General features: G+C 60.4%; 24 protein-coding genes and 1 riboswitch. Of the genes, 13 read left to right on the top strand and 11 right to left on the bottom strand.

Annotated elements, in window-relative coordinates; genetic code table 11:
- Positions 1 to 98: 98 nt before the first annotated feature.
- From ACVWSC_RS26755 to ahcY, 4 genes are all read right to left on the bottom strand, one after another.
- The gene (locus ACVWSC_RS26755) at positions 99 to 884 is read right to left on the bottom strand and encodes a substrate-binding periplasmic protein (protein ID WP_442110348.1); all 786 of its coding nucleotides are present in this window, start codon (positions 882 to 884) and stop codon (positions 99 to 101) included.
- 65 nt (positions 885 to 949) lie between these two features.
- Entirely contained in the window at positions 950 to 2,032 is a 1,083-nt protein-coding gene (locus tag ACVWSC_RS26750) for a hypothetical protein (RefSeq protein ID WP_442110346.1), read from the bottom strand.
- Between the two features lie 104 nt (positions 2,033 to 2,136).
- Entirely contained in the window at positions 2,137 to 2,982 is an 846-nt protein-coding gene (gene metF / locus ACVWSC_RS26745) for a methylenetetrahydrofolate reductase [NAD(P)H] (protein WP_442110344.1), read from the bottom strand.
- A 96-nt stretch (positions 2,983 to 3,078) separates the two neighbouring features.
- Positions 3,079 to 4,488: an adenosylhomocysteinase gene (ahcY, locus tag ACVWSC_RS26740; protein ID WP_442110342.1), complete on the bottom strand. Its 1,410-nt coding sequence runs from the start codon at positions 4,486 to 4,488 to the stop codon at positions 3,079 to 3,081.
- 21 nt (positions 4,489 to 4,509) lie between these two features.
- Positions 4,510 to 4,614: riboswitch (S-adenosyl-L-homocysteine riboswitch) on the bottom strand.
- Positions 4,615 to 4,796: 182 nt separating this feature from the next.
- Here ahcY and ACVWSC_RS26735 point away from each other — a divergent pair.
- Entirely contained in the window at positions 4,797 to 5,195 is a 399-nt protein-coding gene (locus ACVWSC_RS26735; RefSeq protein ID WP_195885514.1) for an acyl-CoA thioesterase, read from the top strand.
- Positions 5,196 to 5,264: 69 nt separating this feature from the next.
- Here ACVWSC_RS26735 and ACVWSC_RS26730 read toward each other — a convergent pair whose 3' ends face one another.
- Positions 5,265 to 6,500 carry a cation:proton antiporter gene (locus tag ACVWSC_RS26730; protein WP_442110340.1) on the bottom strand — a complete coding sequence of 412 codons (1,236 nt, stop codon included), beginning with the start codon at positions 6,498 to 6,500 and terminating at the stop codon, positions 5,265 to 5,267.
- A 221-nt stretch (positions 6,501 to 6,721) separates the two neighbouring features.
- Between ACVWSC_RS26730 and ACVWSC_RS26725 the strand changes: the two genes are divergently transcribed.
- Entirely contained in the window at positions 6,722 to 7,555 is an 834-nt protein-coding gene (locus tag ACVWSC_RS26725; protein WP_442110338.1) for an EamA family transporter, read from the top strand.
- A 25-nt stretch (positions 7,556 to 7,580) separates the two neighbouring features.
- The gene (locus ACVWSC_RS26720; protein WP_442110336.1) at positions 7,581 to 7,967 is read left to right on the top strand and encodes an MAPEG family protein; all 387 of its coding nucleotides are present in this window, start codon (positions 7,581 to 7,583) and stop codon (positions 7,965 to 7,967) included.
- A gap of 63 nt (positions 7,968 to 8,030) precedes the next feature.
- Here the strand turns inward: ACVWSC_RS26720 and mltA are convergent, their stop codons facing one another.
- Positions 8,031 to 9,182: a murein transglycosylase A gene (mltA, locus tag ACVWSC_RS26715; RefSeq protein ID WP_442110334.1), complete on the bottom strand. Its 1,152-nt coding sequence runs from the start codon at positions 9,180 to 9,182 to the stop codon at positions 8,031 to 8,033.
- Positions 9,183 to 9,312: 130 nt separating this feature from the next.
- On the opposite strand from mltA, the gene ACVWSC_RS26710 reads away from it, so the two are divergent.
- On the top strand, positions 9,313 to 9,762 hold the full coding sequence (locus ACVWSC_RS26710; RefSeq protein ID WP_442110332.1) for a c-type cytochrome: 450 nt from the start codon (positions 9,313 to 9,315) through the stop codon (positions 9,760 to 9,762).
- Between the two features lie 76 nt (positions 9,763 to 9,838).
- Here ACVWSC_RS26710 and ACVWSC_RS26705 read toward each other — a convergent pair whose 3' ends face one another.
- From ACVWSC_RS26705 to ACVWSC_RS26690, 4 genes are all read right to left on the bottom strand, one after another.
- The gene (locus ACVWSC_RS26705; RefSeq protein ID WP_442110330.1) at positions 9,839 to 10,234 is read right to left on the bottom strand and encodes a DUF1090 domain-containing protein; all 396 of its coding nucleotides are present in this window, start codon (positions 10,232 to 10,234) and stop codon (positions 9,839 to 9,841) included.
- A gap of 131 nt (positions 10,235 to 10,365) precedes the next feature.
- Positions 10,366 to 12,051 carry an NAD-dependent DNA ligase LigB gene (ligB, locus tag ACVWSC_RS26700; protein WP_442110328.1) on the bottom strand — a complete coding sequence of 562 codons (1,686 nt, stop codon included), beginning with the start codon at positions 12,049 to 12,051 and terminating at the stop codon, positions 10,366 to 10,368.
- Between the two features lie 171 nt (positions 12,052 to 12,222).
- Positions 12,223 to 13,413 (bottom strand): methionine adenosyltransferase, encoded by a 1,191-nt coding sequence (gene metK, locus ACVWSC_RS26695; RefSeq protein WP_045182013.1) that lies wholly within the window; start codon positions 13,411 to 13,413, stop codon positions 12,223 to 12,225.
- Positions 13,414 to 13,432: 19 nt separating this feature from the next.
- Positions 13,433 to 14,428, bottom strand: a complete 996-nt coding sequence (locus tag ACVWSC_RS26690; RefSeq protein WP_442110326.1) for an ArsR/SmtB family transcription factor — start codon at positions 14,426 to 14,428, stop codon at positions 13,433 to 13,435.
- Positions 14,429 to 14,687: 259 nt separating this feature from the next.
- On the opposite strand from ACVWSC_RS26690, the gene tkt reads away from it, so the two are divergent.
- The 9 genes from tkt (at position 14,688) to ACVWSC_RS26645 (ending at position 24,022) form a co-directional block, all read left to right on the top strand.
- Complete coding sequence (gene tkt, locus ACVWSC_RS26685) at positions 14,688 to 16,685, top strand: transketolase (protein WP_442110324.1); 1,998 nt, start codon at positions 14,688 to 14,690, stop codon at positions 16,683 to 16,685.
- Positions 16,686 to 16,794: 109 nt separating this feature from the next.
- On the top strand, positions 16,795 to 17,862 hold the full coding sequence (epd, locus tag ACVWSC_RS26680) for an erythrose-4-phosphate dehydrogenase (RefSeq protein WP_442110322.1): 1,068 nt from the start codon (positions 16,795 to 16,797) through the stop codon (positions 17,860 to 17,862).
- A gap of 12 nt (positions 17,863 to 17,874) precedes the next feature.
- The gene (locus tag ACVWSC_RS26675) at positions 17,875 to 19,038 is read left to right on the top strand and encodes a phosphoglycerate kinase (RefSeq protein WP_442110320.1); all 1,164 of its coding nucleotides are present in this window, start codon (positions 17,875 to 17,877) and stop codon (positions 19,036 to 19,038) included.
- Positions 19,038 to 19,289, top strand: coding sequence for a hypothetical protein (locus ACVWSC_RS26670; protein WP_442114381.1), 252 nt, complete (start codon positions 19,038 to 19,040; stop codon positions 19,287 to 19,289). Before ACVWSC_RS26675 ends, ACVWSC_RS26670 begins: the two co-directional genes overlap by 1 nt.
- A 51-nt stretch (positions 19,290 to 19,340) precedes the next feature.
- Positions 19,341 to 19,667: an MliC family protein gene (locus tag ACVWSC_RS26665; protein WP_442110318.1), complete on the top strand. Its 327-nt coding sequence runs from the start codon at positions 19,341 to 19,343 to the stop codon at positions 19,665 to 19,667.
- A gap of 100 nt (positions 19,668 to 19,767) precedes the next feature.
- Positions 19,768 to 20,832 carry a class II fructose-bisphosphate aldolase gene (gene fba / locus ACVWSC_RS26660; protein WP_045182031.1) on the top strand — a complete coding sequence of 355 codons (1,065 nt, stop codon included), beginning with the start codon at positions 19,768 to 19,770 and terminating at the stop codon, positions 20,830 to 20,832.
- A gap of 216 nt (positions 20,833 to 21,048) precedes the next feature.
- Positions 21,049 to 23,169, top strand: a complete 2,121-nt coding sequence (locus ACVWSC_RS26655) for a putative bifunctional diguanylate cyclase/phosphodiesterase (protein WP_442110315.1) — start codon at positions 21,049 to 21,051, stop codon at positions 23,167 to 23,169.
- 38 nt (positions 23,170 to 23,207) lie between these two features.
- Positions 23,208 to 23,708 (top strand): M48 metallopeptidase family protein, encoded by a 501-nt coding sequence (locus ACVWSC_RS26650; RefSeq protein ID WP_442110313.1) that lies wholly within the window; start codon positions 23,208 to 23,210, stop codon positions 23,706 to 23,708.
- A gap of 17 nt (positions 23,709 to 23,725) precedes the next feature.
- On the top strand, positions 23,726 to 24,022 hold the full coding sequence (locus tag ACVWSC_RS26645; protein WP_442110311.1) for a winged helix-turn-helix domain-containing protein: 297 nt from the start codon (positions 23,726 to 23,728) through the stop codon (positions 24,020 to 24,022).
- Between the two features lie 50 nt (positions 24,023 to 24,072).
- Here the strand turns inward: ACVWSC_RS26645 and ACVWSC_RS26640 are convergent, their stop codons facing one another.
- Positions 24,073 to 24,525, bottom strand: a complete 453-nt coding sequence (locus tag ACVWSC_RS26640) for a GNAT family N-acetyltransferase (protein WP_442110309.1) — start codon at positions 24,523 to 24,525, stop codon at positions 24,073 to 24,075.
- Between the last annotated feature and the right edge of the window lie 127 nt (positions 24,526 to 24,652).

The raw sequence follows: 24,652 nt of genomic DNA, 5'->3' as shown, positions 1-24,652 counted from the left end.
GGGCGTTTGGCCGCGCTATCCTGCCGGTCGGGATGCCTTTTGCAAGGCCGAGCGTCCGGGCGTAAGCCTGGCGGGAAGGCCCGAGTATAACAGAGCAATCAGGGCGTGCTGCGTTCCTGCTGCTCAACGGTGGTTCGAAAGTTGTCTCCGACACCGGCATAACGGGCATTCAAGGCGGCGTATGCCGGTTCACTCTTGAAGCGGCGCAGCTCGACGGCGAAGCGCTGCATCAACACATCCATGCCAGCGCTGCGGCGTACCGCCAGGTACTGGCTCTGGCGGCTGACCACCAGCGGCAGCTCGCTGACTTGCTGATCCAGGCCCAGGTTTTTGCTGAGGTAGCGCCCGACGCGGCGGTCGGTTATCAGCAGATCGATTCTTCCACGCTGCAGTTTGCCGAAGTTGGCTTCATGCGTTGGCGCGGGCTCGCGTCTGAACAATGTCGATTCACTGAATACGGATGCGTAGGCATAGCCGGGCGAGGTGCCAACGGTCAAACCGCGCAAGTCATTCAAGCTGCTGACGTTGTGCGGGCGGGCGTTGGCGTAGAACAGCACGAATTCCACATCCGACAGCGGTTCGTTGGGGTAGAACAGCAGTTTGCGCCGCTCTTCAGTCTGAAAAATATCCAGAATGCCGTCCGCCAGGCCCTGGTCGACCATCGCCAGGCAGCGTTTCCAGGGCAGGAACTGCCAGTCCAACTCTACCCCCAGGCGTTTGAAAACCTCGACGGTGACCTCATAGTCGAAGCCTCTGGCCTGGCCATCTTCCAGGTACACGTAAGGTGCCCACGGCTCGGTGACGATACGCAATTTCTCGCCATGGGCTAATGCACTCAGGCAAGTGAGCAACAGGGCGGCAATCAGGCGGGAGAAATCTGGCATGGCTGGAGATTACGACGTGTGCACGCCTATGGCTAGTAGGCGTGCGTGTTGTGCAGTCCAGCTTGTCAGGCTTTGGCGCGTTTTAGCAGCGAATCACGCACGGTCGTGTGCTTGCGGCCCAGGCCCAGGCGCATGCCCGGACGGCCGAACCACTGGCGCAGAGTGTGCTCGCATAGCGGCTGCGATTGGCGGGTAGTGACGTTTTCCAACGCCTTGTCCCACCAGGTGCTGGCGCAGGCTCGATCGAACTCGTTGGGGTATTCGTAACAGCCGTACATCAGTTCACGTAGAAACTGGCGCTGTTCGCTCGGCAAGGTCAGGCTCAGCGCCTTGTAGCCCAGACGTTGCAGGGCGGGTGGCCGGGGTAGCGCGGCATTGACCAGGGCGACATCCGCGAGGGCCTGGCAGCTCAACGGCGCCTCTTGGTGCTTGGCCAGCCAGGCCTGGACTTTGGCCCTGAACAGCTGTTTGCGGCTCCAGTAGTGGTGCAGCAGATCGGTGCACTGGTTGACCTGCAGGCGGCGGTAGGCGGCAACGGCCAGGCAAAGCTCTTCAAGGGTGTAAGCGCCCTTGGCATGCGGGTAATACTCGTCCATCAGGGCAGTCGAGTGGTCGAGCAGCGGCGCATCTTCCTGCGTCAGGCCGATGACGCCCGAGTTGAGCAGGTCCATGTGCTGATCGGCCAGCCCGCGCGCCTCGAGCATGGGCGCCAGACTTTGATACAGCGGGCAATGCCTGTCGTTACCGAAGGTGGCGCCAATCGCGTTACATAACAGCGTGCCAGGCTGGATGCGTCGGAACAGCTCCATCGGCGACTGATGGAAGAAGGTGTCGGTATCGATCAGTGCAGCAACCGGTGCATCGGCCAGGACCTTGCGCAGTACGACGTGCTTACTGCGAAAGTGATAACCATAAGGTTGGTTCCAGGTTTCACGGGTAGCGTCGTCCAGTGCGTGGACGATTACCGGAAGATGTCGGTACGGTTCGGGGTTGTCGCTATAGACCTGGATGTCCAGGGTTTCTCCTGGTGTTTTGGCCAGGTTGGCAAGGGCGCTGACAATGCTGAACTGAGCTTCCTGATGGTAGGTTACAGGGCCGAAAACCAGATAAACGAGTTGCGGGCGAGGCGGGGTATGTCCTTGAGGCATGAAAGCACGAGCGTCCGTTGTCTTGTAAAGCAGAAAGGCCTTAGCGTATGCCAAGGCCTTTTGAGTATCCCGCAGCAATTGTTACGAGTTTTGTAGTGCTTCGATCAGCGTGGCAGCTTGAGGTTGTTCCAGATCGCCAGGCTCGGATCGGCCTGGTTCAGGGTGTAGAAGTGCAGCCCCGGCGCACCGCCTTGCAGCAGTTGTTCGCACATGCGGGTGATCACTTCTTCACCGAACTTCTGAATGCTGCCGACGTCATCGCCATAGGCTTCCAGTTGCTTGCGGATCCAGCGTGGAATCTCGGCGCCGCAGGCGTCGGAGAAGCGCGCCAGTTTGCTGTAGTTGGTGATCGGCATGATCCCCGGTACCACAGGAATGTTCACGCCCAGCTTCTGCACGCGCTCGACGAAGTAGAAGTAGCTGTCGGCGTTGAAGAAGTATTGGGTGATGGCGCTGTCGGCACCGGCGTTGGCCTTGCGCACGAAGTTGTTCAGATCGTCTTCGAAGTTGCGCGCCTGCGGGTGCATCTCTGGGTAGGCGGCGATTTCGATGTGGAAATGATCAGCGCTTTCCTGGCGGATGAACTCGACCAGTTCATTGGCGTAGCGCAGTTCGCCACTGGCCATGCCCATACCCGAAGGCAGGTCGCCGCGCAGGGCGACGATACGCTGGATGCCGGCAGCCTTGTACTGGGTCAGCAGGCTGCGCAGGTCTTCCTTGCTGTCGCCGACGCACGACAGGTGCGGGGCAGCAGGGATTTTCACTTCGCTTTCCAGCTGCAGCACGGTGTTCAGCGTGCGGTCGCGGGTCGAACCACCGGCACCGTAGGTGCAGGAGAAGAAATCGGGGTTGTAGCTGGCCAGCTGGCGGGCAGTGGCGAGCAGTTTTTCATGTCCAGCATCGGTCTTGGTCGGGAAGAACTCGAAGCTGTAACGACGTTCCTGGGACATAGAAGATTCTCTTCAGCGGCAAGCTACAAGCCACAAGCCTCAAGCAGAAACGGCGCGAACCGCTTGCAGCTTGAAGCTTGAAGCTACTTACTTGAATCAGTAGCGATAGGCGTGTGGCTTGAACGGCCCTTCAACAGTGACGCCGATGTAGTCGGCTTGCTGCTGAGTCAGCTGAGTCACCACGCCGCCGAAGCCGCGGACCATTTCCAGGGCCACTTCTTCGTCGAGTTTCTTCGGCAGTACTTCAACGGTCAGACGCTCAGCTTTCTGGGCTGGCGACAGGTCGGCGTACTTCTGGCCGAACAGGAAGATCTGCGCCAGTACCTGGTTGGCGAAGGAGCCATCCATGATGCGGCTTGGGTGGCCAGTGGCGTTGCCCAGGTTCACCAGACGGCCTTCAGCCAGCAGGATCAGGTAGTCGTCGTTTTGCGGGTCGAATTCGCCAGCACCGGTACGGTGGATCTTGTGTACCTGTGGTTTGACTTCTTCCCAGGCCCAGTTCTTGCGCATGAAAGCGGTGTCGATTTCATTGTCGAAGTGGCCGATGTTGCAGACCACAGCGCGCTTCTTCAGGGCTTTGAGCATGTTGGCATCGCAGACATTGACGTTGCCGGTGGTGGTCACGATCAGGTCGATCTTGCCCAGCAGTGCTTTGTCGATGCTGGCTTCGGTGCCATTGTTGATACCGTCGATGAACGGCGAAACCAGTTCGAAGCCGTCCATGCAGGCTTGCATGGCGCAGATCGGGTCAACTTCAGTGACCTTGACGATCATGCCTTCCTGGCGCAGCGATTGGGCCGAACCCTTGCCCACGTCACCGTAGCCGATGACCAGTGCTTGCTTGCCCGACAGCAGGTGGTCGGTACCGCGCTTGATGGCGTCGTTGAGGCTGTGACGGCAGCCGTACTTGTTGTCGTTCTTGCTCTTGGTGACCGAGTCGTTGACGTTGATCGCCGGGATTTTCAGCTCGCCCTTGACCAGCATGTCCAGCAGACGGTGCACGCCAGTGGTGGTTTCTTCGGTCACGCCGTGAACGCGCTCAAGCACAGCCGGGTACTTCTTGTGCAGCAGCTCGGTGAGGTCACCGCCGTCGTCGAGGATCATGTTGGCGTCCCATGGCGCGCCATCCTTGAGGATGGTTTGCTCCAGGCACCACTCGTACTCTTCTTCGGTTTCACCTTTCCAGGCAAATACCGGGATGCCAGCAGCGGCGATGGAGGCAGCGGCCTGGTCCTGAGTGGAGAAGATGTTGCAGGACGACCAGCGTACTTCGGCACCCAGGGCAACCAGGGTTTCGATCAGCACGGCAGTCTGAATGGTCATGTGGATGCAGCCGAGGATTTTTGCACCCTTGAGCGGTTGCTCTTGCAGGTACTTGCGGCGCAGGCCCATCAGTGCAGGCATTTCCGATTCGGCGATGATGGTTTCGCGACGGCCCCAGGCAGCCAGGGAGATGTCAGCGACCTTGAAATCGGTAAAACCGGCAGGCGTGTTTACAGCGCTCATGAAGAGCCTCCATTCGTAATGTGCGAATGGGCGCCGTTGTGCGTTTAGTGCCTGCAGGCAAGCCTGGCCAGGCAACGCCCCATCCGAGCCTGACAGGTTGAACCTGCTGCAGCGCCCCTCGGACAGGTGGCGGGAACGGTATCAAGTGCAGATTACCGTTTTAAAGCGATGGCGATTATAGCTGCGCCCGCGCATCAGCCCAAGGTTTTCTGTCGATTAATCGAGACCATAGTCGATGTTAAATGGAGGAGGGCGGCAGGCTCTGCCATCATTACCCACATTGATTGGCAAGATGGTCAGGAGTAGATATGAATTTTCACACCCGCAAGTGGGTCAAGCCCGAAGACCTCAACCCCAATGGCACCCTGTTCGGCGGCAGCCTGCTGCGCTGGATCGACGAAGAAGCGGCGATTTATGCCATCGTCCAGCTGGGTAATCAGCGTGTGGTGACCAAGTACATCTCGGAGATCAACTTTGTCAGCGCTTCGCGTCAGGGCGACATCATCGAGCTGGGCATTACTGCCACCGAATTCGGGCGGACTTCGATCACGCTCAAGTGTGAAGTGCGTAACAAGATCACCCGCAAGAGCATTCTGACCGTCGACCGCATGGTCTTCGTCAACCTCGGTGAAGACGGCCTGCCGGCGGCGCATGGGCGGACCGAGATCAAGTACATCAAGGATCAGTTTGATACGGCGGTAGAGTAAGAAAGCATCGCGGGGCAAGCCCGCTCCCACAGAGAACTGGTAGGAGCGGGCTTGCCCCGCGAAAGAGCCTCAAGGTTGCTCGGTAACCCCGCGCACCACCCGCCCGATCGTCAGCCCCTGCAACAGGATCGACGACAGCACCACGATGTAGGTGATGCTCAGCAGCAGGTCGCGTTCACTGCCCGCTGGCAGCGACAACGCCAGGGCCACCGACACACCGCCGCGCAAACCACCCCAGGTCAGTACCCGCACGGTGCCGCGTGGCACTGTGCGCCAGCGACGCAGCATGACGATGGCCGGGGCCACAGTCAGCAAACGCGACAGCAGGATCGCCAACGCCAGGACACAGGCCGCCGCCAGGTGCATCCACGAGAAGGGCAACAGCAGCAGTTCCAGGCCAATCAGCGCGAACAGCAGGGCATTGAGCATGTCGTCGATCAGTTCCCAGAAACCGTCGAGATAACGCCGGGTCATCTCGTTCATCGCCAGATTGCGCCCCAGGTTACCGATGATCAGCCCCGCCACCACCATCGCAATCGGTGCCGAAACGTGCAGCTCGTAGGCCATGGCCGAGCCGCCGATCACCAGGGCCAGGGTCAGCATGACTTCGACCTGATACTGCTCGATGCTTTTGATCATGCGGTAGGTCACATAGCCGATCAGGCCGCCGAATACCGCACCGCCAATCGCCTCGCGGGCGAACAACACGAGCGTCTCGCTGACGGTTGGGGTTTCGCCCAGTTGGGCAATGCCCAGCAACACGGTGAAGACCACCACCGCAGTACCGTCGTTGAACAATGACTCGCCAACAATCGTGGTTTTCAGTGGCTTTGAGGCATTGGCGGTACGCAGGGCGCCCAGCACGGCAATCGGGTCGGTCGGTGAAATCAGTGCGCCGAACAGCAAGCAGTAGAGCAGGCTGACGTGCCAGCCGAACAAGGCGAAGATCCAGTGCGCAAGAAAGCCGATGACCACGGTGGCAATCAATACTCCGAAGGTAGCCAGCAAGCCGATCGGCCAGCGATAGCTGCGCAGGTCGGCGAGGTTGACGTGCAGGGCGCCGGCAAACAGCAGGAACGACAGCATCCAGTGCATCAGCAAGTCGTTGAAGTCGATCTGGCTCATCAAGCCTTGCACGCGCTCTTCAAGGCCGGGGTAGCCGATCACGCTCAGGCCTTGCAGCAACAGGGAAAACAACAGCGCGGTGACCATCACGCCGATGGTGGGCGGCAGGCCGATGAAGCGGTAGTTCAGGTAGGTAAGAAGTGTGGTCAAACAGATAAACGCAGCAACAAGCTCAAGCATTCCGGGTCCTGTAATGGCTTTCAATGTGGCGCCCGATCCCATCGGGCAGCCTTTGGATGGTCTGCCGGGCGGGTGGGGGCACAGTTTTTTGCTGCATGCGTTGACCACACAGTGTGGAATTCGTTGCGCATCAGGCGAATCTGCGCGACGCCGCGTTGACGGAAATGCTTAGATAGCGGCTGGCCATTGATGACCCAACCTGCATAGCCAAGGACTTTCGCGTGTTAGCCACTTCCCTGGTTCTGATTGCCGCGCTCTTGCACGCAACCTGGAACACCTTGATCAAATTCAGCGGCGAGCGCCTGCTGGTCATTGCCAGCATGGATACCGTGGCATTGGTGTTTGCGTTGGTAATGGTGGCCTTCGTGCAGTTCCCGCCCGCCGAGGTGTGGCCGTGGTTGCTGGCCTCGGCATTGTTTGAGCAGTTGTATCGGTTCCTGTTGATCCAGGCTTACCGCGTCGGTGACCTGGGCTTGGTGTATCCACTGATGCGCGGGCTCTCGCCGCTGGTGGTGCTGGCCCTGACGTTGACCTTCGCGGGTGAAACCCTGAGCAGCCAGCAGATCATTGGCATTCTGCTGATTCCCTGTGGCATGGCTTGCCTGCTCTGGCAGGGCGGGGGCGGTGATCGTCTGCCGTGGTCGATGCTGCCGGTGGTGGCCTTGATCGGCTTGTGCATCGGTTGCTACACCTGGTTCGATGGCCAGGCGATCCGGCTGTGGTCGCAGCCATTGGACTATCTTGTATGGTTGACGCTGCTCAGTGCCTGGCCGTTTCCGTTGCTGGCGGGTGTCGCTCGTCGCGCACCGTTCATGCTGTTCTGGCGCTTGCAGTGGCGGCTTGGTCTGGCGGTCGGCTTATGCGTGTTGTTGAGCTATGCCCTGGTGCTCTGGGCCATGCAGTTGGGCTCGGTGGCCGAGGCGGCGGCGCTGCGTGAGGTGAGCGTGATCCTGGTGGTGCTGTTCGGTATGCGCTACCTCAAAGAACCTTTTGGCGGTCCCAGGCTCTTAGCTTGTGCCCTGGTGCTGATCGGCATGCTGATCATGAAACTCTGACGTTCCCTCTGACAAGGATTTAGCCATGACCGTTGCTCTGTGGTGTGTATTGATTGCGTTGTTCCTGCCGATTCTCTGTACCAGTATCGCCAAGCTCAGCAGCGGCCGTTTCGGTCTGCGTCAGAACCATGATCCACGGGCGTTTCTCGACAGCCTCGAAGGGTTGCCACGGCGCGCCCATGCGGCGCAGTTGAACAGTTTTGAAGCGTTCCCGGCGTTTGCGGCGGCGGTGATCATTGCCGATATCGTCGGCAATGCCGAACAAGTGACCCAGGATGTGCTGGCGGTGATGTATATCACCAGCCGCTTGCTCTACATCATTTGCTACCTGGCGGACTGGGCTGCACTGCGCTCGCTGGTGTGGTTCGTGGGTGTGGGGTTGATCGTGTCGTTTTTTGTGGTGTCAGCTTGATTTGATCGCGGGGCAAGCCCGCTCCCACAGCGACTGTAGGAGCGGGCTTGCCCCGCGATAGGTTCACAACACTTTCGGCACTTCAGGCAACGCCGCGCCTTTGGGCCACAGCAACCAGATCTGGCCCTGCTGTTTCATGTTGCCAGCCAGCTCACCCGCTTCAGCGCCGGTCCCCCAGAACAGGTCGGCACGCACTTCGCCGGTAATTGCGCCACCGGTGTCCTGAGCGGCCACTGGACGCACCACGGGGGCGCCGTCAGGGCGGGTGGTGGACAGCCACAACAGACTGCCCAGCGGAATCACTTTGCGGTCGATGGCCACGCTGTAGCCTGCGGTCAGCGGCACGTTGAGCGAGCCGCGTGGGCCTTCGTTGCTGTCCGGGCGGGTGCTGAAGAACACGTAGCTGGGGTTGCTTGCCAGCAGCTCGGGCACGCGGGCCGGGTTGGCCTGCGCCCAGGCATGGATAGCGCCCATGCTCACGTCTTCTTTTTTCAGCTGACCCTGCTCGACCAGCCAGCGGCCCACCGGGCGATAGGGGTGGCCATTCTGGTCGGCGTAACCAACGCGCAACTGGCGGCCGCTCTCCAGCTGGATCCGGCCAGAACCCTGAATCTGCAGGAACTGCAGGTCCATCGGGTCGGTCAGCCAGGCCAGCACGGGGGCTGGTACGCCTTGCTGGTTGATTACTTCGGCAGTGTCGTAAGGCTTGAGGGTGCGTCCTTCGAGGCGGCCACGCAGGCGTTTGCCCTTGAGCTCCGGGTAGACGCTGTCCAGCGCCACCACGATCATGTCGTCGGGTACGCCGTAGACCGGTACATGCGCACTGTCGGTTTGCGTCAGGCTGCCGGGGTAGACCGGTTCGTAGTAACCAGTGATCAGGCCGTTCGCGTTGTTTCCCCCCGAGCGCATGCTGTAGACGTCGAGTTGGGTCTGGAGAAAGTTGCGTACCTGGACGCTGTCGCTGGGCACCGCGGCGGCTGCCGCACAGGTGTTGGCCCAGATGGCATCACGTTTGAGACGTTCGCAGGCACTGCGCCAGGCTTCGAAACCGGCCAGCAGGTCGCTGTCGCTGACCTGCGGCAGGTCTTTCCAGGTGCTGCTGACATAAGTGGCGAGCGCGTGAGGTTTGGGCTTTTCCGGGCCACCGCCGTTGCATCCGGCGAGCAGTGCCAGTACCGAAAGCGACCATCCCAGGTGGCGCAGCGAAAATTTCATGAACGGGGTTTCCTTGGCGGTTTGCCTGGGGTGTAGCGGTCCAGGCAATCCATAGAGTTAATAAGGGTATTGGTCTTTGCGGGCGAGGCGAGGATACTGGCCGCCTTTTTTACCGTGAGCCGAAATAACCATGATGCTCAAGCGACTCTCTGTTGTTGTGCTGGCCTGCCTGACCCTGACTGCCTGCGGTGGTGTCGATCCCAACTCGCCGTTGGGCCAGCGCAAGACCCTGTTCAAACAGATGCTCAAGACCAGTGAGGACCTGGGCGGCATGCTGCGCGGGCGGCTGGCTTTTGACAGCCAGAAATTTGCCGATGGCGCCGTCAAGCTCGACAACTTGTCCCGTGAACCGTGGAAGCATTTTCCGCAGGTTCGCGAAGACGATGAAACCAGTGCGCGCCCAGAGGTCTGGGAGAAGCAGGCACGTTTTCAAGACTTGGCTCGCCAGTTGGAAGTGGCTACCGCTGAACTGGTGGCTGTTACCCGTACCCAACCGCTGAAAGCAGCGGACCTGGCCGCGCCGACCGATAAGGTTGAAGCAGCGTGCAAGGCTTGTCATACCGAATTTCGTAACCATTGAATACGTGATCGCGGGGCAAGCCCGCTCCTACAGGCTCTGTGGGAGCGGGCTTGCCCCGCGATAATCACTCAATCACTTACTGCTCAAGCTGATCCAACGCTTCCTGCAGCTCTTTCTTCGATTCCGCCAGCTTGTCTTTGCGCTTGTTGATCTTCTCGGCGTCGCCTTTTTTCATGGCCTTGTCCAGGTCCTTGGTGCGCTGAGTGACTTCGTGACGCGCTTCGAGCACTTTCTGCTCACGCTCTTTGCGCAGGCTGGCGTCGGTGCAGTTAGCCGTGACTTCGCTCAACGCCTTCTCCAGGCCAGCAACTTGATCGCTGTTGTTGTGCGCGCGTGCTTCGGTGAGCTGATTTTCGATGGCACTGCGTTTGGCAGCGCACCCGGTCAGGCCTTCGTCTGGCTGGGCAGCCTGGATCGAGGTGGCGCCAAAACCAATAACGCCAAGCAGTACCAGGTGGGAAAATAGCTTCATGTGAGCCTCCTTGTTCGGGGCGGGGCAGCAAAAGTTGGGAGAAATCCTGCCTTGATTTGCTCAATTAAGAAACCCTGTGTAGGTTTTTCAGTTGCAAAGCAGGGAAATCCTACGCTTGCTGGCGGCTGTGATTAGCCGGCGCGCTGGAAGCCTTGAATGCCATGGGCGAGCAATTGTTCAGCCAGCGATTGCACATGAGGATGAGTGAAAAAAGCCTGCAGGTGTTTAGCGCGAGTTGCGCCGATTCCCGCTTCCTGGGACCACTGATCGACGGTTCTGGTGGCCAGTGTGGGCCAGTCAGGATGCAGCGTCAGATGACGCGGCGCAGGTACGCCCAAGGCTCGCAACCATTGGGGGAACGGGCGTTCGCGAGCGCTTTGAAAGCTTCGTACGAGGGCATCGGCGCGGGCTGTGCTGATGCCCGGCAGCTCACTCAACTGGTCGCGGTTCAATGCCAGCCAGTCGGCCAGGGTGCTGACCTGACCCGCCTGCACCAGTTCACGCCAGGTCGCAGCGCCCAGCTTCGGCATGTCCAACCCCTGCTTGCTGCTCAGCCAGGTGAGCCGCGCGATGAACTGTTCTTCACAGTCCGGGCCGGCTTGCCAGCAGCTCAACGGGTGAAACCGGCCACTTGCCGGAGGGTGTACGGCAGGGCGTTCAATGCTGCGATGCACCACCTGCTCCAGGCGCGGAATGGTCAGCCCGGCGAGGCTCACTGCCACCTGGTCACCCGGGCGGATATCCAGGGTGTGCCAGCGCGCCAGTGAGCCCAGGCTGACTTGCGTGATGCGCCGGTCATCGAGGGTGAAAGGCTGTAGTTGGACAACAGGCGTGACCTTGCCGGTGCGGCCGATCCGGAAATGTACGGCACGCACTTCGGCCATGGCCTGGCGCAAGGGGTATTTCCAGGCAGCGATCCAGTACGGTGCGTTGGCCCGCCAGCGCTCAGCCGGTGGGCGGCTGTCCTGACGCAGAATCACCCCGTCAGTGGCAAAGGGCAGGGCAGTGTCATACCAGTGCTGGCGCCAACGCGCCGCTTCGGTCGGGTTGCTGATGGCCACACTGAAGCGCTGACTGTCAGCGAAGCCCAGCGCCGCCAGCCTGGCCAGGCGCTCGGCTTGAGTGTCGGGGCCTTGTGGCCAGTCCCAGACAAACAGCCCGATACCCGCACCCTTGGCTGCGCTCAATTGTTTGCGCGCCATCAGCCCGGCGATGGTCCCGCGTGCTCCCAGCCCGCCTGCACTTGACTGCACATGCGCATCGAGGCGCCAGTACAGTTCGCCCTGCAGGGTGAGGTCGAGAGGTTGTGGCAGTTGCCGGGTGATACCGCCAAGCGCGGGAATATGGTGGCTCCAGTCGTGACCCTGCACACCATCGCCGCGGCTGAGCAGTTGCACCAGTTGGCCCTGTCGGAAGACCAGTGACACGGCCACGCCATCCACCTTCGGCTGAATCCAGATGTGTTGCTTGCCCTGCATCCAGCGCGTGACTGCCTGATCATCGACCAGCTTTTCCACGCCGGTATGCACGACGGGGTGGCTGATCTGGCCGCGGGCACTGGCCAGCGGACTGGCGGTGTCAGTCAGGCCGAAGCAGCCTTGAAGGTGCTGCAAGCGCTGTCGGCTCTGGTCGTAGATGTCGTCTGCTACCAGCGAAACGCCCAGGCGATGATAGTGATCATCCCATCGGCTTACGGCTTCTTGCAGTCGAACGACTTCGTCACGCGCACGCTCGACGGGCCAGGCCGGGCACGTTTGGGCAAAGGGTGTGGGGAGGTAGAAAGCAACCGAAAGAAAAACCAGCAGCTTGTGCAACATGGCCAGCATCCTTGCTTGGCGATAGGGAATCCTTAGCCTAGGCAATGGCTGGCCGGTGCATGGATCTCAGTTGTCAGCCCATATGTCAGGCTAGTAGGAGCGGGCTTGCCCCGCGATCGCGGTGTGCCTGGCGGCAGCATCGCGGGGCAAGCTCGCTCCTACAGGGGGTGCTTACAAACCGGCAGCAGCGCGCAGGGCGTCAACGCGGTCGGTACGTTCCCAGGTGAAGGTGGTGAAGGTGTCGTCGCCGACAGTCTTCTGTTGCGGGATGCGACCGAAGTGGCCGTACGCTGCAGTTTCCTGGTACATCGGGTGCAGCAGGTCGAGCATGGTGGTGATGGCGTACGGACGCAGGTCGAAGCATTCACGTACCAGCTGGACGATCTTGTCGTCGGAGATTTTGCCGGTGCCGAAGGTGTTCAGCGAGATCGACGTCGGCTGGGCTACACCGATTGCGTAGGAAACCTGGATCTCGCAGCGCTCGGCCAGGCCGGCAGCAACGATGTTCTTGGCCACGTAACGACCGGCATAGGCGGCGGAACGGTCAACCTTGGACGGGTCTTTGCCGGAGAATGCGCCGCCACCGTGACGGGCCATGCCGCCATAGCTGTCGACGATGATCTTGCGACCGGTCAGGCCGCAGTCACCCACCGGGCCACCGATGATGAACTGGCCAGTCGGGTTGATGTGGAACTGGGTGTCTTTGTGCAGCAGTTCGGCAGGCAGGGTGTGCTTGACGATCAGCTCCATGACCGCTTCCTGCAGGTCTTTTTGCGACACTTCAGGGTTGTGCTGGGTCGACAGGACCACGGCGTCGATACCGACGACCTTGCCGCCTTCATAACGGCAGGTAACCTGCGACTTGGCATCCGGGCGCAGCCACGGCAGCAGGCCGGACTTGCGTGCTTCTGCCTGGCGCTCGACCAGACGGTGCGAGAAGCAGATCGGCGCTGGCATCAGCACGTCGGTTTCGTTGCTGGCATAGCCGAACATCAGGCCCTGGTCGCCTGCGCCCTGGTCTTCCGGCTTGCTGCGGTCAACGCCCTGGGCGATGTCTACCGACTGCTTGCCGATGATGTTCATGACCGCGCAGGTGGCGCCGTCGAAACCAACGTCGGAGCTGTTGTAGCCGATGTCGACGATGACTTTACGTACGATTTCTTCCAGGTCGACCCAGGCCGAGGTGGTGACTTCACCGGCGATGATCGCTACACCGGTCTTCACCAGGGTTTCGCAGGCAACGCGTGCGTATTTGTCCTGGGTGATGATGGCGTCCAGTACGGCGTCCGAAATCTGGTCGGCGATTTTGTCCGGATGCCCTTCAGACACGGACTCGGAGGTGAAAAGGGAGTATTCGCTCATCTCGACGGGTTCCTAAAATTTACCGATATTGAGTGTCGCCAGCCGGCCGCTGAAAATGGCGGACCTGGATCTGGAAACCATTACGTAAGCCCACATACAGGCTGTCCCCGGGCGTCAGTCCCGCAGCGCTGGCCCAGCGGGCCAGGTCGTCCTGGTCAAAGCCCAGCCAGATATCGCCACAGGCTTCTCTGGCCCAGCTCTGGTCGTGGCTGCACAACTCTGTAACCAACAGGCTGCCGCCTGCTTTCACACGGTTGGCCAGCTGCCGCAGGGCTTCGGCCGGGGCGCTGAAATGGTGCAACACCATGTTCAGCACTACGCAGTCGGCTTCCACATCCGTTGCACTGAGTGCATCGGCCAACTGCAGGTTCACATTGACCAGGGCTTCGCGCTGACAGACCTGGCGCGCCAGCTCGAGCATGGTCGGGCTGTTGTCCAGTGCGGTGACCCGAACAAAACGCCGGGCCAGCTCGGGAAGAAACTCGCCATCGCCGGGGCCCACTTCAAGGGCACTGGCATCGGCGCTGAAACTGAGTTTGTCGAGCAGCGCCAGGAGGCTTTCGCGGTATTGCGCAAGCCCGGCGATCAGGTCTTGCTGGGCGCGAAACTTTTCTTCGACACGCAGGAAGAAGTCTTGGCTGGTGGCGGCCCGGCGCTGCTGGACCTGGCCGATGCGCTCCTGCACATCGTCGGCCAGAAACAAGCTGTCGACTTCTTCGAGCAGTGCCGTGTGTAGCTTGCCGCCCAGGCGCAAACCGTCGGGCAGGGCGCGACGATAGAAGATCGCATTGCCCTCGCGGCGGGTGGCCACCAGCCCGGCCTGGGCCAGGACTTTGAGGTGATGGCTCATGCCCGACTGGCCGATGGCGAAAATCTGCGCCAACTCCAGCACGCCGAACGAGTCGCTGGCCAGTGCCCGCAATACATTCAGGCGTAGCGGATCACCGCTGGCTTTGCACAGGGCAGCCAGGTCTTCGCTTTGCTCCGGACGGATTGCCGACAAGGGTAGGTTCATGGGGCGGCAGTCTAGACACGGCACCCGGTTGCCGCAAGAGCAATATCAAAAAGTTTTGATATTGGACGATGAGCGGGGCAAATCGTCGCAGCCGAGTCAGCTCAACCTGCGATTTGCCCGGGCTAATGCCTGATTCTGCTCTCAATCACAGGAAAATCATGCTGCATCGACCATACGTCATTGCCCCCAGGCATGTGCCTGGGCGAAAATGGCCGCCTTTTTTCGTTCCGTAATCAATTCAAGCCCCAGGAGATAAGCGATGCCCAGCCGTCGTGAGCGTGCCAACGCCATTCGTGCCCTCAGCATGGATGCCGTGCAAAAGGCCAACAGCGGCCATCCAGGTGCCCCAATGGGCATGGCGGATATCGCCGAGGTTCTTTGGCGCGACTATCTGAAGCACAACCCGAGCAACCCGAGCTTCGCTGACCGTGACCGCTTCGTGCTGTCCAACGGCCACGGCTCGATGCTGATCTATTCGCTGCTGCACCTGACTGGCTATGACGTCACCATCGACGATCTGAAAGGCTTCCGTCAGCTGCACAGCCGTACCCCGGGCCACCCGGAATTCGGCTACACCCCAGGCGTCGAGACCACCACTGGTCCGCTCGGTCAGGGCCTGGCCAACGCCGTTGGTTTCGCCATTGCCGAAAAAGTGATGGGTGCGCAGTTCAACCGTAAAGGCCACAACATCGTCGATCACCACACCTATGTGTTCCTGGGTGACGGTTGCATGATGGAAGGCATTTCCCACGAAGTCGCTTCCCTGGCCGGCACCCTGGGCCTGGGCAAGCTGATCGCGTTCTACGATGACAACGGCATCTCCATCGACGGCGAAGTCGAAGGCTGGTTCACCGATGACACACCGAAGCGCTTCGAATCCTACAACTGGCAGGTGATCCGCAATGTCGACGGCCATGACGCCGACGAGATTCGCACCGCCATCGAAACCGCACGCAAGAGCGAGCAGCCAACCCTGATCTGCTGCAAGACCATCATTGGTTTTGGTTCGCCGAACAAACAGGGCAAGGAAGACTGCCACGGTGCTCCGCTGGGTAACGACGAAATCGCCCTGGCCCGCAAAGAGCTGAACTGGAACCACGGTCCGTTCGAAATCCCGGCTGAGATCTACGCCGAGTGGGACGCCAAGGAAGCCGGTAAAGCCGTTGAAGCCGAGTGGGACAAACGCTTCGCCGCCTACGCTGCAGCCTTCCCTGAGCTGGCCAGCGAGCTCAAGCGCCGCCTGAGCGGCGAGCTGCCAGCTGACTTCTCCGAGAAAGCATCGGCCTACATCGCTGAAGTTGCGGCCAAAGGCGAAACCATCGCCAGCCGTAAAGCCAGCCAGAACACCCTCAACGCTTTTGGCCCACTGCTGCCTGAGTTCCTCGGCGGTTCGGCTGACCTGGCCGGTTCCAACCTGACCCTGTGGAAAGGTTGCAAGGGCGTCAGCGCTGAAGACGCCAGCGGCAACTACATGTACTACGGCGTGCGCGAGTTCGGCATGACCGCCATCATGAACGGCGTTGCCCTGCACGGCGGCCTGGTACCTTACGGCGCCACCTTCCTGATGTTCATGGAATACGCCCGCAACGCTGTGCGCATGTCGGCACTGATGAAGCAGCGCGTTATCCACGTCTACACCCACGACTCCATCGGTCTGGGCGAAGACGGCCCGACCCACCAGCCGATCGAGCAACTGACCAGCCTGCGCAGCACGCCGAACCTGGACACCTGGCGTCCAGCCGACGCCGTTGAGTCGGCGGTGTCGTGGAAGCACGCTCTGGAGCGCAAAGACGGCCCGTCGGCGCTGATCTTCTCGCGTCAGAACCTGCAGCACCAAACCCGTGATGCTGGCCAGATCGAAGCCATCAGCCGTGGCGGCTATGTGCTGAAAGACTGCGCAGGCGAGCCTGAGCTGATCCTGATTGCCACCGGTTCCGAAGTCGGCCTGGCCGTTCAGGCCTTCGACAAGCTGACCGAGCAAGGCCGCAAGGCGCGCGTCGTTTCGATGCCGTGCACCAGCGTGTTCGACGCCCAGGACGCTGCCTACAAGCAGTCGGTGCTGCCGGTTCAGGTCGGTGCACGTATTGCTATCGAAGCGGCCCATGCCGACTTCTGGTACAAGTACGTCGGCCTCGAAGGCCGTGTGATCGGTATGACCACCTACGGCGAGTCGGCCCCTGCGGCCGCCTTGTTCGAAGAGTTCGGCTTCACCCTGGAAAACATCCTGGGTACTGCTGAAGAGTTGCTGGAAGACTGATCAACAGTGTTGGATTCATCGCGGGGCAAGCCCGCTCCCACAGGTATCCCCTGTAGGAGCGGGCTTGCCCCGCGATTCGCAGATAACGCTTCTGTTCCGTGAGCATCCCATGCCCCAACCGCGTCCCTACAAAGTTGCACTCAACGGCTACGGCCGTATCGGTCGTTGTGTTTTACGCGCACTCTTTGAACGGGGGGCGAAGGCGGGCTTCGAGATTGTCGCACTGAACGACCTGGCCGATCAGGCCAGTATCGAATACCTGACACGCTTCGACTCCACCCACGGGCGTTTCCCCGGTGAGGTGAAGGTCGATGGCGACTGTCTGCATATTAATGGTGACTGCGTGAAAGTCTTGCGCAGTGCCACCCCGGAAGGTATCGACTGGGCGGCGCTCGGCGTCGACCTGGTGCTGGAGTGTTCCGGCGCCTACAACACCCGTGCCGATGCCCAGCGTTTTCTCGACGCCGGTGCACCACGCGTACTGTTCTCCCAGCCGATGGCCAGTGAATCGGATGTCGATGCCACGATTGTCTACGGCATCAACCAGGATTGCCTGGATGGCAGCGAGCAGTTGGTCTCCAACGCCTCCTGCACCACCAACTGCGGTGTACCGCTGCTGCGTGTGCTGGACCAGGCGTTCGGCCTTGAGTATGTGTCGATCACCACGATCCACTCGGCCATGAACGATCAGCCGGTCATCGATGCCTACCACCATGAAGACCTGCGCCGTACCCGTTCGGCGTTCCAGTCGGTGATCCCGGTGTCCACCGGGCTGGCGCGTGGTATCGAGCGCTTGCTGCCGGAACTTGCCGGGCGAATTCAGGCCAAAGCCGTACGCGTGCCGACGGTCAATGTGTCGTGCCTGGACATCACCCTGCAAACCGCCCGCGATACCAGCGCGGCGGAGGTCAATCAGGTGCTGCGTGAAGCCGCCCTGAGTGGGCCGCTCAAGGGCTTGCTGGCCTACACTGAACTGCCGCACGCCAGTTGTGATTTTAACCATGACCCTCATTCGGCGATTGTCGATGCCAGTCAGACCCGCGTTTCCGGCCCCCGGCTGGTCAACCTGCTGGCCTGGTTCGATAACGAATGGGGGTTTGCCAACCGTATGCTCGACGTTGCCGAACACTATCTGCACGTCGTCAATCAAACCCGCTCTACTTGTAAACAGCCCTGAAGGACTGCATTCATGACCGTGTTGAAGATGACCGACCTCGACCTGCAAGGTAAGCGCGTGCTGATCCGCGAAGACCTCAACGTTCCTGTGAAGGACGGTGTGGTTGCCAGCGATGCGCGCATCCTTGCTTCGCTGCCGACCATCAAGCTGGCGCTGGAAAAAGGCGCGGCCGTGATGGTCTGCTCGCACCTGGGCCGCCCGACCGAAGGCGAATTCTCTGCCGAGAACAGCCTCAAGCCAGTTGCCGATTACCTGAGCAAGGCCCTGGGCCGCGAAGTGCCGCTGGTTGCCGATTACCTGGACGGTGTCGAAGTCAAAGCCGGCGATATCGTGCTGTTCGAGAACGTACGCTTCAACAAAGGCGAGAAGAAGAACGCTGACGAACTGGCGCAGAAATACGCTGCCCTGTGCGACGTGTTTGTCATGGACGCCTTCGGTACCGCTCACCGCGCCGAGGGTTCGACCCACGGCGTGGCCAAATTCGCCAAGGTCGCTGCTGCAGGCCCGTTGCTGGCCGCTGAACTCGACGCTTTGGGCAAGGCCCTCAAGGCCCCGGCCAAGCCGATGGCTGCCATCGTCGCCGGCTCCAAGGTCTCGACCAAGCTGGACGTGCTCAACAGCCTGAGCCAGGTCTGCGACCTGCTGATCGTTGGCGGCGGTATTGCCAACACCTTCCTGGCTGCTGCTGGTCACCCGGTCGGTAAATCGCTGTACGAGCCAGACCTGATCGACACTGCCAAAGCCATCGCTGCCAAGGTCAATGTGCCGCTGCCAGTGGACGTGGTCGTGGCCAAGGAATTCGCTGAATCCGCTGCCGCCACCGTCAAGCTGATCGCTGAAGTTGCCGAAGACGACATGATCCTCGACATCGGCCCGCAAACCGCAGCCAACTTCGCCGAGCTGCTGAAGTCGTCGCAGACCATTCTGTGGAACGGCCCGGTTGGTGTGTTCGAGTTCGATCAGTTCGGTAACGGCACCAAGGTACTGGCCCAGGCCATTGCCGACAGCGCCGCGTTCTCCATCGCCGGTGGTGGCGATACCCTGGCGGCCATCGATAAATATGGCGTTGCCGAGCAAATCTCCTACATTTCTACCGGTGGCGGTGCGTTCCTCGAGTTCGTCGAAGGCAAAGTGCTGCCTGCCGTAGAAGTACTGGAACAACGGGCCAAGGCCTGATTCGCTCAGCGCCTGGCAAAGGGAGTGACCTGATGGTCAAGCGATTGTCTGTGTTTGTCCTGGTCGCACTGCTGGGCGCATGCTCCAGCACCCCGGAGCCGCAGACTGATAAGCCTGGTGCGCCGAAAGGCGGCTGCTATCAGTCTGAATGGCAGGCGGAAACCGTGCCGGTGATCAACAAGCGACTCGGCCCGGATGGCCTGGAAAAATACGACGACGAACACCAGCGCCGGGCGCCGGGTTGCCCTTGATCGGTTGATGGCAACCTACCGGCCAGTTTGTGGTCTGCTAGAGGATATTGCATGAAAGGAGTCATGGCCTTGATGGCCCTGGCAGTACTGGGCGGATGCGCAAGCCTGACGCCCTCGGCGCCAGTGTCGGACACCTGGACCCGTTGGGTGTGTGACAGTCAGGCCGAAGTGCTTTGGCGCTTTGCCGATAGCAGCCAGCAGCAGATGGACGTGCGTCTGGGCGGCGGTGATCAGGTTTACCGGCTCAAGGCTGAACCTAGCGCTTCCGGCAGTCTGTACAGCGATGGTGTGCTGGCGTTTCACAGCAAAGGTGACGAAGGCCTGGTGTACTGGGCTGCCACCGACGATTTGATAGGGCGGGGCTGCAAGGCGCCGTGACTGGCCGGGCCGTGTAATGGCGGCCCACACTACTTGAATAGCAGCCGCCACTGCGGCAGGCTTGCACGAAAAACGACGCTTGTCGGGAGAGAGATACACAATGGCACTCATTAGCATGCGCCAGATGCTGGACCACGCCGCCGAGTTCGGTTACGGCGTTCCGGCTTTCAACGTTAACAACCTCGAGCAGATGCGCGCCATCATGGAAGCTGCCGACAAGACCGACTCCCCGGTGATTGTCCAGGCTTCGGCCGGTGCCCGCAAATACGCCGGTGCGCCGTTCCTGCGCCACCTGATCCTGGCAGCGATCGAAGAATTCCCGCACATCCCGGTGTGCATGCACCAGGACCACGGCACCAGCCCTGACGTGTGCCAGCGTTCGATCCAGCTGGGCTTCAGCTCGGTGATGATGGACGGCTCCCTCGGTGAAGACGGCAAGACCCCGACCGACTACGAGTACAACGTCCGTGTGACTCAGCAGACCGTGGCCATGGCCCACGCCTGTGGCGTTTCGGTTGAAGGTGAGCTGGGCTGCCTGGGTTCGTTGGAAACCGGTATGGCCGGTGAAGAAGACGGCATCGGCGCTGAAGGCATCCTGGATCACAGCCAGATGCTGACCGACCCGGAAGAAGCTGCTGACTTCGTCAAGAAGACTCAGGTTGACGCCCTGGCAATCGCCATCGGTACCAGCCACGGTGCTTACAAATTCACCAAGCCGCCTACCGGCGACGTACTGGCGATCGACCGTATCAAGGAAATCCACAAGCGCATCCCTAACACCCACCTGGTGATGCACGGTTCTTCCTCGGTTCCGCAAGAGTGGCTGGCGATCATCAACCAGTACGGCGGCGACATCAAAGAAACCTACGGTGTGCCGGTTGAAGAAATCGTCGAAGGCATCAAGTACGGCGTACGCAAGGTCAACATCGACACCGACCTGCGCCTGGCCTCGACCGGTGCCATGCGCCGCCTGATGGCCCAGAACCCGAGCGAGTTCGACCCACGCAAGTTCTTCGGTGCCACAGTCACCGCCATGCGTGACGTCTGCATCGCCCGTTACGAAGCGTTCGGCACTGCCGGCAATGCCTCCAAGATCAAGCCGATCTCCCTGGAAGGCATGTTCCAGCGTTACCTCAAAGGTGAGCTGGCCGCCAAGGTCAACTAAGACCCGCGTCAAGAAAACCCGCAGCGATGCGGGTTTTTTTTCGCCTTTCGCGCCACGGCTATGGATAAATTGGCCTCGATGGACAGTCCGTTAGTCGGCTTGCGGAACTTTCCTTGGGTGATGGCAATCTGATCACTTCAGAATTTTTACAGCCAGGTCTAGAGTTAATTTCGGATTTCAACCGAAGTTCGATGTCAGTTTCACAAGAGAAGCAGCATGGATTGCGCTCAACCTCACATAAACGAAGGCCGCTCGGTATTACTGGTCGTCGATGATTACCCTGAGAATCTGATCAGCATGCGCGCCCTGCTGGCCCGACAGGACTGGCAAGTACTGACCGCAAGCTCCGGAACCGAAGCCCTGAGCGCGTTACTGGAGCACGACGTCGATCTGGTCCTGCTGGATGTGCAGATGCCAGGCATGGATGGCTTTGAAGTGGCCCGGCTGATGCGTGGCAGCCAGCGCACACGGCTCACACCGATTATTTTCCTGACCGCCAACGAACAGTCTCAAGATGCTGTGCTCAAAGGCTATGCCAGTGGTGCGGTGGATTACCTGTTCAAACCGTTTGACCCACAGATCCTCAAGCCCAAGGTTCAGGCCCTGCTGGAGCAGCAGCGTAGCCGTCGTGCCTTGCAGCGCCTGAGCAATGACCTGGAAGCTGCCCGCGCGTTCAATGCCTCGGTGCTTGAGAACGCCGCCGAAGGCATTCTGGTGGTTGCCGAAGACGGGGTGATCCGCTTCGCCAACCCGGCGATCTCCAGGTTGCTCGATGCGCCTTTCGAGCTCTTGCAGGGAATGAACCTGCTGGACTTCATCCAGTCACCCGGCGCGGCATCCTGGCGAGAGTCGGCGTTCCACGAAGCTTACCTGTCGCGCGATACCTTCCGCATTCACGATGCGGTATTACGCACCCTGGGTGGGCACCCGATTCCGGTAGCGCTGTCGTGCGCGCCGCTGCCCAGCGAGCAGCGTGCATTGGTGGTTACGGTGCTGGACATGTCTGTGGTGCGCAGCCTGCACCAACAGCTTGAATACCAGGCCATCACCGACCCACTGACCGGCCTGCTCAACCGCCGTGGTTTCTACCAGGCAGCCGAAAGTGCATTGCTGCGTAACGAGCGTGCAGACCGGCCCCACGCGTTGCTGTTCCTGGACCTGGATGGCTTCAAACGTATCAACGACTCATTGGGGCATGAAGCCGGTGACCGGGTGCTCCACTGGGTGGCTGAGCAGCTCAAGGACTGTTTGGGGCACTGCGCGATTCTTGCGCGCATCGGGGGCGATGAGTTCACCGCGCTGCTCGATTCGCTCGAATACCCCGAGCAGGCCGCTCGATGCGCGGAAATGTTGATTGAGCGCATGTCGATCTATCAGGAGATCGGCGGGCTGGAAGTGACGTTGGGCGTCAGCATCGGTATCGCTACGTATCCCGAGAGCGGCACCAGCCTGGACGGATTACTACGGGCTGCGGATGCGGCAATGTATGCCGCCAAGCAGTCGGGCCGCCAGCAATACCGGTATTACGACCAGGACCTCAACGGTCGCGCGCGGTCGCGGCTGATGCTCGAAGACAGCATGCGTGAGGCGATTGAGCACAAGGATTTCTGCCTGGTCTACCAGCCGCAAGTGAGCCTGGCAGACGGCCGCCTGCGCGGCTTTGAAGCGCTGTTGCGCTGGCGTCATCCCAGTGTCGGCGATGTGCCGCCAGGGCTGTTCATTCCCTTGCTTGAAGAGGCGCGCCTGATCACACGTCTGGCCAGCTGGATTTACCAGCAAGGCGCTGCGCAGCGCCGGGCCTGGTATGAGTCCTACGATGCGGATCTGGTCTTGAGTATCAGCCTGAGCCAGGCGCAGTTCAGTATGCCCAACCTGGTTGAAGAACTGGCGCGGGTGATTTTCTGCCAGGAACTGCAGCCTGCCCAGTTGGAAGTCGAAATTACCGAAGCCTCGCTGCGCTACAACCTGGACGATGCGGTCAAACAGTTGCACCGGTTGCACGAGCTTGGTGTGCGCATCGCGCTGGATGACTTTGGCGTGGGCGAGTGCTCGCTGAGCATGATCCGCGACCTGCCCATCGACACCCTGAAGCTGGATCGACATCTGCTCGCGCGAATACCGGCATCCACTGCAGATGCGGCAATGGTGAGTTGTGTGATCGATCTTTGCCGGGCCTATCAGATCAGCGTGATCGCCGAAGGGGTTGAAACCCACGAGCAAGTGCAATGGCTGCGGGCCAATGGTTGTGAGTACGTGCAAGGCTTTCTATTGGCACACCCGATGACCGCCAGCGATGCCGGCGAGTTTCCGCGCTTTTTTGACTGGCATCAGGTGTAGTTGGGTAAACTGCGTTTTTACTCGCTCGCTTGCTGACCATGACGCCGCTCAAGTACTTACAAGCTTATCCGCCTGCCCTGCAAGAGCAGGTACGCCAGTTGATTGCCAGCAATCGCCTGGGCGACTACCTGCAGCAGCGTTACCCGGAGCGTCATGCAGTGCAAAGTGACAAGGCGCTGTACAGCTATGCCCAGGGCCTCAAGCAGGAATACCTGCGCAACGCGCCGAACCTCGACAAAGTACTGTTCGATAACCGCCTCGACCTGACCCATCGTGCGCTAGGCCTGCACACTGCGGTGTCACGGGTGCAGGGCGGCAAGTTGAAGGCGAAGAAAGAAATCCGCATTGCCTCGTTGTTCAAGGAAGCCGCGCCGCAGTTTTTGAAAATGATCGTTGTGCATGAGTTGGCGCACTTGAAAGAAAGCGATCACAACAAGGCCTTTTACCAACTCTGTGAACACATGCAGCCGGGCTACCATCAATTGGAGTTCGACTTGCGTGTCTACCTCACTTACCGCGAGCTGCCTGGTATAGGGTGAGCTGCGAGGACCTGCCAATGGATGTGAGCAAGACCAAGACCAGCTTCTACCGCCGTCTCTATGTTGCCTGGCTGATCGACAGCCAGACCGCCACAACCGTGCCAGCCCTGATGGAAGCCACCGGCATGCCGCGGCGCACCGCCCAGGACACCATTGCAGCGCTGGCCGACCTGGACATCGTCTGTGAGTTCGAGCAGCAGGCGGGCGCACGCAATCATGCCGGGCATTATCGGATTCGCGATTGGGGGGCGATCGACAAACAGTGGATCATTCAGCACCTGCGCAGTATTCGTGAGGTGCTTGGGTATCCTTGAAGGCCTGATCGCGGGGCAAGCCCGCTCCCACTTGCCCCGCGAAGAGGCCCTCAGCCGCGACGCATCCCGATATGTGGAATGCCGTCCTCGACGAACTCCTCACCCGCCACCACAAAGCCATATCGCCCGTAATAGTCCTGCAGATGCGATTGTGCCGAGAGGTAAACCGGCACCCCCGGCCAGTGTTTCTCGGCCTGCTCCAGCGCGTTCTCCATCAGCGCGTGCCCCAGCCCCTGTCCTCGTGCCGACGGCATGATCACCACCCGGCCAATCACCACATCACCCCCTTGGGACTCCGGATCGAGCAGGCGCAGATAACCTTGCAGTTGGTCGTCCTGCCAGGCCATCAGGTGGCAGGTGTCACCGGCCAGATCCTGGCCATCGACGTCCTGATAGGCGCACTTTTGCTCCACAACGAAGACTTCGGTGCGCAGCTGCAGAATGGCATAGAGTTGTTCTTTGCCAAGGTCGCTGTGATGTTTGCAGATCCAGTCAATACTCATGGGGCTTCTCAAGCAGTTAATGGCCTTGATCATGGCAGATACCAGGGGCCAGGACGAGGATGAAATTGCCACAAGTCAACACAAAATGTGATGTCATTCAAAATAGAGGCCATTTGACATCATTGGT

It is taken from the genome of Pseudomonas sp. NUPR-002 (genome assembly GCF_056322725.1).
Note: the sequence above shows the minus strand (reverse complement) of the source record. Positions and strands in the feature narration are given on the sequence as shown.